The sequence below is a fragment of the Bacillus nitratireducens genome, from assembly GCF_001884135.1.
GTDB classification, from domain to species: Bacteria; Bacillota; Bacilli; order Bacillales; family Bacillaceae_G; genus Bacillus_A; species Bacillus_A nitratireducens.
On the sequence record NZ_MAOC01000004.1, the window covers coordinates 136760 to 148012 of the forward strand.

Sequence of the window (11253 nt, forward strand, 5' to 3'; positions counted from 1 at the left end):
ATGTACCTGCTATTTACGAATAACTATTGATTGTACTATTTTGTACACTACCTTTTTCTACAACATATGGCTCATCAGCACTTCCTTTTAACACTACGCCGTCGCCAAGTTTCACGTCTTTATCAATAATAACACCGTCTATTATACAATTATCTCCAATTTTACTCTTTTGCATAATAATGCTATTACGAACAATTGAACCTTTTCCAATTTTAACAGAACGGGAGATAACACTATTTTCTACTTCTCCTTCAATAATACTGCCGTTTGCAATCATTGTATTTTTCACGGCTGCACCCTTCAGGTAACGAGTTGGTGGTTCATCTTTTACTTTCGTAAAGATCGGTGCTTCTTTCTTAAATAATTGCTTCCAAATAGAAGGCTGCAAAATTTCTAAGCTATGTTTATAGTAACTTTCAATCGAATCAATAATTGCTACATATCCTGTATGCTCATACGTAGCAATATGCAGTGATTTTCCGCGCTTTTCTCTCACTACATCAAATAAACTATATTGCTCCACATCTTTATATGTCTCAAATAAATCTAGCAATAATTGTTTCTTTAACACATATGTTTGAAGCGAAACCCCTTCATGACAAACTTCAGTAATATCTGCAGACGTATGTATATGTCGCTTTAGCACCGCTTGAAAATTTAACGCTGTTACAAGATGGCTATTCGTAATAACAACATACTCTTCTCTGCTTCTTAGAAAATAATCAATATGTCTTCTAAAATGTGCAAAAGATCCAAATTCGTCATGATCACATTGGCAATTCGGTGGGAATAAAAACAGGCCATCACGCTTTCTATCTAAATCCCACTGTTTTCCTGAACCGACATGATCCATTAAAGAACGATTTTTATGACTTGTAAAAACCGCCACGCTATGAATATTAGAATTCACCATATTTGAAAGCATGAAATCAATGAGTCGGTAACGGCCTCCAAACGGTAACGCCGCTAATGAACGATGCCCTGTTACTTTCTTTAAGGAAGGAAAACTTCCCGTTGCATTAATAATTCCTAACATTTTTTCTCCCATTCATTTCATCCCCCTTTTCTATTTTCCTTCAGCAATTAGTACTACATCGTCAACATTTTTTTCTGGGCGAATTATTGTCCCATCTTCAATAACCATTTCTGATCCAACAATCGCTCTTTCAATCACAACGTTTTTACCAATCTTTGCCCCAGGCATAACGACAGAATCGATTACCATACTACCTTCTTCTACCGTTACTCCTTGGAATAAAACAGAATGCTTCACGTCCCCTTCAATGACGCATCCTTCATTAATAAGTGATTCTTCTACTTTTGCCTGTTCTGCAATATATTGAGGCGGCTCGTTTGGATTCACAGAATAAATGCGCCAATTACGATCGTTCAAGTTCAACGATGTTTCATCACGAAGTAAATCCATATTCGCTTCCCATAAGCTTTTCACCGTTCCAACATCTTTCCAATATCCTTCAAACGGATACGCCATCAACTTCTTCCCTTCATCTAATAGAAGTGGAAGTACATCTTTTCCGAAGTCATTACTAGATTCAGGATTTCTTGCATCCATCTCTAAATATTCTTTTAAAATAGCCCAGTTAAAAATATAAATTCCCATTGATGCAAGGTTACTTCTTGGAAATTGCGGTTTCTCCTCAAATTCAACAACTTCCATCTCTTCATTTGTATTCATGATGCCAAAGCGACTTGCTTCATCCCAAGGCACTTCAATAACAGAAATTGAAACATCTGCTTCTTTCTCAATATGGTAATCTAGCATTTTACTGTAATCCATTTTATAAATATGATCGCCTGATAAAATAAGGACATATTCTGGTTCGTACTGACTTAAATAGTTTAAGTTTTGATAAATAGCACTTGCCGTACCTGTATACCACTTCACCCCTGAAGACTCCGCATAGGGAGGTAACACAGTGACTCCACCGTTTACACGATCAAGATCCCAAGCATTTCCGATTCCAATATAATTATGAAGTTCTAGCGGTTGATATTGTGTTAAAATCCCCACCGTTTCAATACCGGAGTTTGCGCAGTTACTTAACGTAAAATCAATAATGCGATATTTACCACCAAATGGAACAGCTGGCTTAGCTAAATTTTTTGTTAATGCACTTAAACGACTACCTTTTCCCCCTGCTAGTAACATTGCTACGCACTTTTGTTTTTGAGCCATCTTGTTTTTTGCTCCCCTTTCTCGTCTTCACTGGTCGTAATATGGATACGCCAAATGGTGGAATTGTAATTTCTACATGTGCCGCTTGATTATGATACGGTTCTAGAACTGCCTTGAGACGTTTCTTATTCACTTGCCCCGATCCGCCATATTGCTCAGCATCACTGTTTAAAATTTCGTTATAATACTCGAAATCTGGTACACCTACTTTATAGTTTTCATATGTAGCTTTCGTAAAATTACATACGACAACTAACGCATCTTCTTGCTTATCCCCTTGGCGAATAAACGAGAAAATACTTTGCTCATTATTATTAGCATCAATCCACTGAAACCCTTCAGGCGAGTGATCTAACTGCCAAAGTGGTTTTGAACGCTTATACAATGCTATGAGCTCTTTAAAGTAATCATGCATATTACGATGCATTTCAAAATCATGTAAATTCCAATCTAAATCTTCAAGATCTTTCCACTCATCAAATTGGCCAAATTCTCCACCCATAAAGAGTAATTTCTTACCTGGATGAGTAAAGAAATATCCATATAATAAACGAAGTTGGGCGAACTTATCCCAGTACTCTCCTGGCATTTTATTTAATAACGACTTTTTCCCATGAACGACTTCATCATGAGAAAGTGGCAATATGAAGTTTTCAGAGTGAGCATATAGTAAAGAGAATGTCATTTTCTCATGAATGTATTTCCGGTACTCTGGTGCACATTCCATATATTTCAGCACGTCATTCATCCAACCCATATTCCATTTATAATTGAATCCAAGTCCACCCTCATACGTTGGAGCTGTTACAAGCGGCCAAGCTGTTGAATCTTCTGCTGTCATAAGAAACTCTTCATCTTCTGCAAACACAGCTTCATTTAACTCTCTTAAGAAAGAAACAGCGTGTTCATTACTTTGCTCTTTTCCTTCTTTATTCCAGTACAGCATATTCGCAACTGCATCTACCCTGAAACCATCAATATGGAAATACCTCATCCAAAATAATGCATTTGAAATTAAGAAATTACGTACTTCTCTCTTCCCTAAATCAAAATTAACAGTTCCCCATATCAGGTTTTCTTGTACATCTATATCTTTATATTCATAAGTCGGTGTCCCATCAAACAAATATAAACCGTGAGCATCTTTACAAAAATGCCCCGGCACCCAATCTAAAATGACACCGATTCCATATTTATGACATTCATCGACAAAATACATCAAATCATGTGGCGTGCCGAATCTACTTGTTGCTGCATAATACCCTGTTCCTTGATATCCCCAAGAACGATCATATGGATGCTCAACAAGCGGCATAATTTCAATATGTGTAAATTGATGTTCCACCACATACGGAATGAGCTCCTCGGCCATTTCTCTGTAAGAATACAGAGCGCCATCTTCTTTCTTTTTCCAAGAACCGAAATGTAATTCATAAACTGTCATCGCTTCTTTATAAATCGATTTTTTCTTTCTCTTACGAATCCAGTTTTTATCATTCCATTCATATCCCTCTATATCAAAAACTACAGATGCCGTATTTGGTCTTACTTCTGCATATACTGCGTAAGGATCTGCTTTTAAAATAACGGAACCGTCCATCGTTTCAATCGCATACTTGTATATCTCATTCTCTGCAATATGCGGTACAAACAAGGACCAAATCCCCTCTTCTGTCACTTGTAGCATCTTATGTTGCTCATAATCCCATTCATTAAAATCTCCAACAACACTCATTGCTTTCGCATGAGGAGCCCATACTGTAAATCGTACACCTCGCATCCCATCTTCCGTCACAATATGTGCCCCAAAGATGTTATAACTGTCATAGTACTTTTCTGTATGAAACTCATCTCGTTTCACTTCTTCACAATTTATTACATCCAATATGTTCACCTCACTAAGATGACAGAATTTTTTTACTCTTTATCATTTCTGCGAAAAACTGAAATATCCTTGTTATTTTTTAAAAAATATTCGTTTTTTTCTTTAATTTCGCTTAAAATATTCAAATTTACTGTGTAAAATATCGAATTTTGACGAATATTCATTGCAAACGCTTCATTCCCTACTAGTCTTTCATCCTATTATTTATTTCTCAACCTTTATTTCATTAGATTTATCCTATTTTACTCGCTATTTATCACTTAAAATCGTAACAAAATAATCTGTCATAAAAAATGTTTCTCAACATCTTTTTGTCACAATTTTCTTGAAATGGAAAATTCATAAGCATATACTTGTTCTCAATAAAGAACATCAATCCTTCGCCAATATAATTCATACTGAAATGCTATGTTTACTCTATTCATATTCCATGCGAACGTTTGATGAAAATTTAAACTAGGGGGCTTTCTTATGTCATTAAAACAAAAAGTAGGAATGGGAGTTGTCACAGCCACACTTGGCTTATCCCTTACATTCGGTGGTGTATTCGCCTATTTCAGTGATTCTGAAACATCGAATAATTCATTTCAAGCTGGAACACTAGACCTTTCTCTTAATCCAAGTGTAATCGTTGATGTGAAAGATTTAAAGCCTGGTGATTTTATTGAAAGAAATTTCAAGCTTGAAAACAAAGGAACATTGGATATTGCAAAAGTATCACTCGAAACATCCTATGAAGTTACAGATGCAAAGCAAAACAATGCTGGTGAAGATTTAGGTGAACATATCGTCGTAAAGTTTCTAGTTAACGATGGTAAGCCATCTAATCCAAATGATGATCACGAGGTTTTATGGGAAACAAAACTATCAGAACTAAAAACTATGAAGCCTGAGGATGTAGCTACTTCTCTAGAACGTCATAACTTAATAGATGGTATTAAATCTGATGAAACGGATTACTTACACGTTCTATTCTCATTTGAAGATAATGACCAAGATCAAAATAAGTTTCAAGGTGATTCTTTACAACTAAACTGGACATTCAATGCAGAACAAACAAAAGGTGAAGAGAAATAATCTTATTTTTTCTCTATTAAAAAATACAAATTATCGGAGGCTTATACATGAAAAAGAAAAATCGTTTTGTTACGGGAATTGTAACGGCTGGCGTTCTATTTTCAACAGCTCTTCCTTTCAATGTTCTTGCTGAAAGCCCTATTAACCAAATTGACTTATCAAATGCTCATTCTTTACTATCAAAACTTTCCAAAGGAGAGCGCCTGGCATTACAAACATTGGATGCCAATCCTGGCTTTACTATTTCACCAGATATTAATACAAGTAGTTCTGAACCAGTAAATATCATTGTAGAGTTTCAAACTGCACCAGTAAAAATTAATGAATTGGAACAAAAAGCAAAAGGATTGCAGGCTGCTCCTGAAAATATAAAGGCACGTATTGATCAAGAGCATGAAGAATTCCAAGAAGGATTAAAACGCCTTCACCAATTCAGCCCATCAGTGAAATCAGGAAATTTCCAGTCTGTACAAATTAAACGCTCTTATAAACATGCGATGAACGGCGTGGCGATGACATTACCAGCTAATACAGTTGAAGAACTGTTGCGAATTGGCGTCGTAAAACGTATTTGGAAAGATTACGAAGTAAAATTAAATTTACCGAAACAAGCTGAGCAAAAAGCACCTCAAAAACTAACTGATAGCATTCCGCAAATTGGGGTAGATAAGTTACATAGCGAGGGCATTACCGGAAAAGGAATTAAAGTCGGAGTATTAGATACAGGTATTGATTACAATCACCCTGACTTAAAAGATGTGTATAAAGGCTATCGCGCAAAACCGGGTGAAGATTCTAGTAAGGTAGACCCAAACTCTGTAAAAGGTTGGGACTTTATTAATAACGATGCAGATCCGATGGAAACAACTTATACAGAGTGGCAACAATCTGGCGCTCCTGAATTTGATAATCGTGGTTCTTCCTTCTACACAGCACACGGTACTCACGTAGCAGGTATCGTTTCTGCTCAAAAGAAAACTAAATCAGATTCAGCAGTAAAAGGTGTTGCACCTGACATTGAACTGTATAACTATCGCGTACTCGGTCCTTATGGAAGCGGAGATAGTTCTGGTATTATTGCTGCAATCGATAAATCTATTTCTGACGGTATGAATGTCATTAACTTATCGTTAGGTGACGATAGTAACAATCCGCTTGATCCAACATCTATCGCTGTTAATAACGCAATGCTTTCCGGTGTTGTTACAGTCGTTGCTGCTGGTAACTCTGGTCCAAATCCAGCGACACTCGGATCACCAGGTGCTTCTCCATTTGCTATTACAGTTGGGGCAAGCGATAGCTCTATTTCCTTACCGAAACTATCAGGTCATGCTGGACAATTACAATTCCCTAACCTAATTTTATTCGGCAAAAACTTCACTGATAAAATAGAAGATTTCAAAGGACAATCTCTCCCTATTGAATCTGTAGGAATCGGTACTCCTGACGAGTTTAGTAAAAAGGATGTAAAAGGAAAAATCGCACTCGTTGCACGTGGTACACTCTCATTTGATGAAAAAATCGCTAATGCGAAACAAGCTGGTGCAAAAGCCGTTATTATTTATAACAATGTGGACGGAGAAATTCCTTTCTACATTGGTGAAAGCACAAAATACATTCCAGCCTTCCGCCTAACGAAAGAAGATGGCGAAAAACTAAAAGCTCAAATTGAACAAGGCAGCACATCCTTAACTTTCGATGAAATCAATTACATTCAAACAGAAGGTGATCACCTTGCAGACTTTAGCTCACGTGGCCCTGTTACATCGAATGATGATATTAAACCTGATATTACAGCGCCTGGTGTTGCGGTACTTTCAACAGTACCTGAATATATTAACGACCCACAAGAGGGTGAAAACTATGATGTTTCCTATGAGCGTATGCAAGGAACATCCATGGCGTCTCCACATATCGCTGGCGTTGCTGCTCTTATTTTGCAAGAACACCCAGAATACTCTCCATTCGATGTAAAGGCATCTCTTATGAACACAGCTGATGATTTAAAAGAAAAGTATTCCGTATATGAAGTGGGAGCTGGACGAGTAGATGCTTATAACTCTGTTCACACTGAAACAAGTTTTAAAGTGTTAGATACGACAAAAACAGTTGTAAATGATGAAGTGATTGAAGTACCAGAAGAAACTGGATCCATTGCATTCGGAAAGTACTATCAAAAAGACGGGGAATCTATTGAACAAAAACGAAAAATTAAAATTGAAAATCGCAATAAACAAGAGAAGAAAGAATTTAAAACAGAAATTTCTTATACACCAGCATCTTCTGCTATTAACGATGCTACCGCAAACGGTGTAAAAGTTTCTACTTCTGAAATACTTACGATTGATGCTGGTAAATCAGATGAAATTGAGGCAAAAATTAATATTCCAGCTGGTGCAAAACAAGGCCGATATGAAGGATATATTCATATTACAAACACGAAAAATAAAGAAGAAACGTATCAAATTCCGTTCTCTATTCGTGTATCAGAGCCTGGTATTGAAAATGCACTATTATCAAGAAAAACAATCTCAACTGATACATCTACATTCAATCCATACCGTGAATCATATGTTCACGGGGCATTCCAATTAAACAGCGAACTTGAAACGTTAGATCTTATTGTGAAAGACTCAAAAACAAATAAAGCGCTCGGCTTCATTGGAACATTAAACACGAGTGAACTAAAAACGGATGTGTATTACTACTTAGATTCATTCTTTAACGGCAGAGTGTATCCTTTTACAAATGATCCTGCAAAACCAATTGGTGATGAGAAAATCGACTTACCAGAAGGAGATTACACAATTGAATTTGTTGGCTATGATAAAGCCGGGAAAGCACGTGTGAAAGGTGATTATGTCGTAATTGATAATACACCGCCAGAAGTGAAATTAACTGGATTACAGCCTGGTATTTATGAACTAAATGAAGAAAACTACACAGTAGAAGACGGTAAAAAAGCACTATGGATTAAAGGAAATGTATATGATTCAAACGTTGACTACTTAAAAGGAAAAGGATTAAACATTACGCAAGAGGCTAACGGAGTTATGTACTATGACTATTCTCCATACTTGCATAAGTTTTTACCGATTACTGAAAATGGTGACTTTAAAGTTGGTATTACACCTGACTCCTTCAGAACGGAAGGCCCAATGAACACAGGCGTGTATATTTTCGATTATGCAACTGCAGGCCCTGACTATCCAAGCGGTGTAAATAACTATTGGTTTATCCCGCAAGGTACTCAATATGCAAAAGCTAATTATAATAAAAAAGAATTATATAAAAATGATGAATTCACTGTGACACTAGATGCTAAACACGTAAAACAATTTGTTGCTGGAGAATTTAACGTAAAATTCCTAGAGAAGAACTTCAAATTTGCAAATGCGAAATTGAATCCTGCTTTTGAAAAACTCCTTTCTGAAAAAGGGGGAACGGCAAAAGTAAATGAACCAAAACTAGAAGAAGGTTCTGTTACAGTAGGCGGAGCTATTGATGATAAAAACTTCGCTGGATTAGACGGTGATTTCCCATTCATTGATGTAACTTTCAAAGTAGAAAATGATGAATTTTATGAAGCAAATGCTCAATTAGATTTACCAGTATTCGTTTACTGGAAACAAGGTGAATCAGAGCCAAACAGAATGCGTGTACTGCAAGATCCAACATTCTCAGTTATGTCTTTAAACTCACTAGTAGAAGGAAATATTAAACCTGGTGCATTCGTAAATGAACGTGGATATTTAGATGAAAAGTTCGATTATACGAAACTTGGCGTAAAAGTATATGCAACTGATTCTTACCGTCATAAATTTGAAGGCTCACTAGATAAATACGGATACTTCAAATTAAATGGACTTCCTGTTAATAAACGTGACTATAACTTATTCGTAGAAGTCCCAGGGCATTTAACAAGCCGCCTAACAACGAAATTAGGCACTGAAAAAGATGGTAAGCTGCTTGGCCAATATTATTATGCACGACCTGATGAAAACCTTGCAGGTGATGTAAATGGAGATAAAGTCATTGATATTAAAGATGCTGAAATTATCGCTAGCAACTATGGTAAAAAGGGAGTATCTGTAAAAGACGGTGACCTTAACAAAGATGGTATTGTCGACGAAAAAGATATTCGTTTCGTTGAAAAGAACTTCTTGAAAAAAGGTCCAGATGCATCTAAATCACAAACACCTGTTGAAAAATCAAAAAGCGGTACACTTGCAGACATTTTAAAGAAATTAGGATTAGCGCCTAAAAAATGATAAAGTGAAACTTTAATCAGTGGGGGTTTTGTTCATCCCCCACTGATTATTAGCCTTCACCAATCGGGCTTTTACGGGCAATTGATCCCCCACCTAACTTCTTTGCTTTCGCTGCATTTTGAGGTGGGGGTCTTACTGCCCGGCAAATAGCGGGATAATAAAGAGCACTCTATATAAAATAGAGTGCTCTTTTCTATAAACGACCCTTATCCAGCAAAAGGGGTATATTGGGGATATACAAGGGAAACCGGAAAAGGAATTTATATTAAATTATATAAAAACTCAGAGGTAGGAAGCAGTTTCCCGCCTCTGAATTATTTAGCAATTATTATAGTACTGGTGCCATTGTTTCTTTTAATACTTTTACAGAATGAGCGAACTTCACTTTTTCTTCTTCATTTAACTCAAGTTCTACGATTTCACGTACACCTTCGCGGTTAATAACAGCTGGAACACCTACGTAAGCATCTTTCTCACCATATTGGCCTTCAAGGTATGCAGATACAGTTAACACGCTGTTCTCGTTGCTTAAGATTGCTTTAGTTACACGAAGTAGTGACATACCGATTCCGTAGTAAGTTGCACCTTTACGCTCAATGATATGGTAAGCTGCATCACGTACATTTTCAAAGATTTTATCTAAATCTTCTTGGTTGTATTGTTCGTTGTTCGCTAAGATTGTTTCTAGTTTTTGTACACCTACAGTAGCGTGGCTCCATACTGGAAGTTCAGTGTCACCGTGCTCACCAACGATGTAAGCATGAACGTTACGTGGATCTACATCTAAGTAGTCACCTAACATGTAACGGAAACGAGCAGAGTCTAAAGTAGTACCAGAACCAATTACGCGCTCTTTCGGTAAACCAGACTCTTTCCAAGTTACGTAAGTTAAAATATCAACTGGGTTAGTTGCGATTAAGAAGATTCCATCGAATCCGCTATCCATAATACCGCGAACGATTTGTTTAAAGATCTTTGTATTTTTCTCAACTAAGTCTAAACGAGTTTCGCCCGGCTTTTGTGGTAATCCAGCAGTGATAACAACTAGATCTGCATCTTTACAATCTGCATAGCTACCGCTCCAAACTTTTGTTGCTGCTGGAGAGAATGGTACCGCATGGCTTAAGTCCATTGCTTCTCCTTCTGCTTTTGCTTCATTAACATCTACTAATACGAATTCTTCAGCTACACCTTGGTTAATCATTGAGTAAGCATAACTACAACCTACAGCTCCTGTTCCTACTAATACTACGCGATTGATACCTTTTTTCATGTTAATTTCCCCTTTCAATTGTTTACATCTATTTTTTTATTATTGTTTAAGTAATTAATTAAAATACTAATTTAATGTTGTTTAACTTCTTTACATTCATATTGTAGCACGGATTATTGTGAATTACTTCACAAATTATGACCTATTTGTGAACTTTTTCACATAGAGTGTAAAGTTATTGGATTAGGTGTGGAATCCATACCAATTTAGGGGTTTTGTTTAGATTGTGAACGTGGATAGTTCCGTTTTTATCGGTAAATGAAATTATATAGACGATTTTTGGAATATATCTACCGTAACTCAAAATATATCAACGATTCGATGACCTTTTCACACTCCATCGCTCTCTCCTTTCTATTAGTTAGACGATTCAAATAGAAAAAAGTATACAAGAAATCCATAAAAAAAAGCAGACTATCCAAAGTCCACTTTTACACAACAAAAAAGAGATAGCAGATTATGCTATCTCTTTTAGTATGACCCGTACGGGATTCGAACCCGTGTTACCGCCGTGAAAGGGCGGTGTCTTAACCACTTGACCAACGGGCCA

The 11253-nt window shown here is 36.6% G+C and carries 6 protein-coding genes and 1 tRNA gene; 2 read left to right on the forward strand and 5 right to left on the reverse strand.

Features of this window, described 5'->3' with window-relative positions; translation table 11 throughout:
* Positions 1–13: 13 nt before the first annotated feature.
* The 3 genes from glgD to glgB are packed head-to-tail and all read right to left on the reverse strand — an operon-like array spanning position 14 to position 4082.
* Positions 14–1048, reverse strand: a complete 1035-nt coding sequence (glgD, locus tag BAU23_RS01385) for a glucose-1-phosphate adenylyltransferase subunit GlgD (RefSeq protein WP_000504135.1) — start codon at positions 1046–1048, stop codon at positions 14–16.
* A gap of 18 nt (positions 1049–1066) precedes the next feature.
* Entirely contained in the window at positions 1067–2197 is a 1131-nt protein-coding gene (glgC, locus tag BAU23_RS01390) for a glucose-1-phosphate adenylyltransferase (protein ID WP_000057600.1), read from the reverse strand.
* Positions 2145–4082, reverse strand: a complete 1938-nt coding sequence (glgB, locus tag BAU23_RS01395) for a 1,4-alpha-glucan branching protein GlgB (protein WP_000382599.1) — start codon at positions 4080–4082, stop codon at positions 2145–2147. The genes glgC and glgB overlap by 53 nt, the downstream gene beginning before the upstream one ends.
* Positions 4083–4553: 471 nt before the next feature.
* Between glgB and BAU23_RS01400 the strand changes: the two genes are divergently transcribed.
* Together BAU23_RS01400 and BAU23_RS01405 are read left to right on the forward strand one after the other, a co-directional pair.
* A complete protein-coding gene (locus BAU23_RS01400; RefSeq protein ID WP_000053942.1) occupies positions 4554–5159 on the forward strand; it encodes a CalY family protein in 606 nt (201 codons plus the stop codon).
* A 47-nt stretch (positions 5160–5206) separates the two neighbouring features.
* On the forward strand, positions 5207–9430 hold the full coding sequence (locus tag BAU23_RS01405; RefSeq protein WP_071733422.1) for a S8 family serine peptidase: 4224 nt from the start codon (positions 5207–5209) through the stop codon (positions 9428–9430).
* A gap of 328 nt (positions 9431–9758) precedes the next feature.
* On the opposite strand, the gene BAU23_RS01415 is transcribed toward BAU23_RS01405, so the two are convergent.
* Positions 9759–10703, reverse strand: coding sequence for an L-lactate dehydrogenase (locus tag BAU23_RS01415; protein ID WP_000715333.1), 945 nt, complete (start codon positions 10701–10703; stop codon positions 9759–9761).
* Positions 10704–11180: 477 nt separating this feature from the next.
* A tRNA-Glu gene (locus tag BAU23_RS01420) sits at positions 11181–11252 on the reverse strand.
* Position 11253 lies beyond the last annotated feature (1 nt).

Bases quoted from the DNA above. Each gene is read 5' to 3' on its own strand.
- BAU23_RS01405 (WP_071733422.1), top strand. From the start codon at position 5,207: ATGAAAAAGAAAAATCGTTTTGTTACGGGAATTGTAACGGCTGGCGTT.
- glgD (WP_000504135.1), bottom strand. From the start codon at position 1,048: ATGGGAGAAAAAATGTTAGGAATTATTAATGCAACGGGAAGTTTTCCT.
- BAU23_RS01400 (WP_000053942.1), top strand. From the start codon at position 4,554: ATGTCATTAAAACAAAAAGTAGGAATGGGAGTTGTCACAGCCACACTT.
- glgC (WP_000057600.1), bottom strand. From the start codon at position 2,197: ATGGCTCAAAAACAAAAGTGCGTAGCAATGTTACTAGCAGGGGGAAAA.
- BAU23_RS01415 (WP_000715333.1), bottom strand. From the start codon at position 10,703: ATGAAAAAAGGTATCAATCGCGTAGTATTAGTAGGAACAGGAGCTGTA.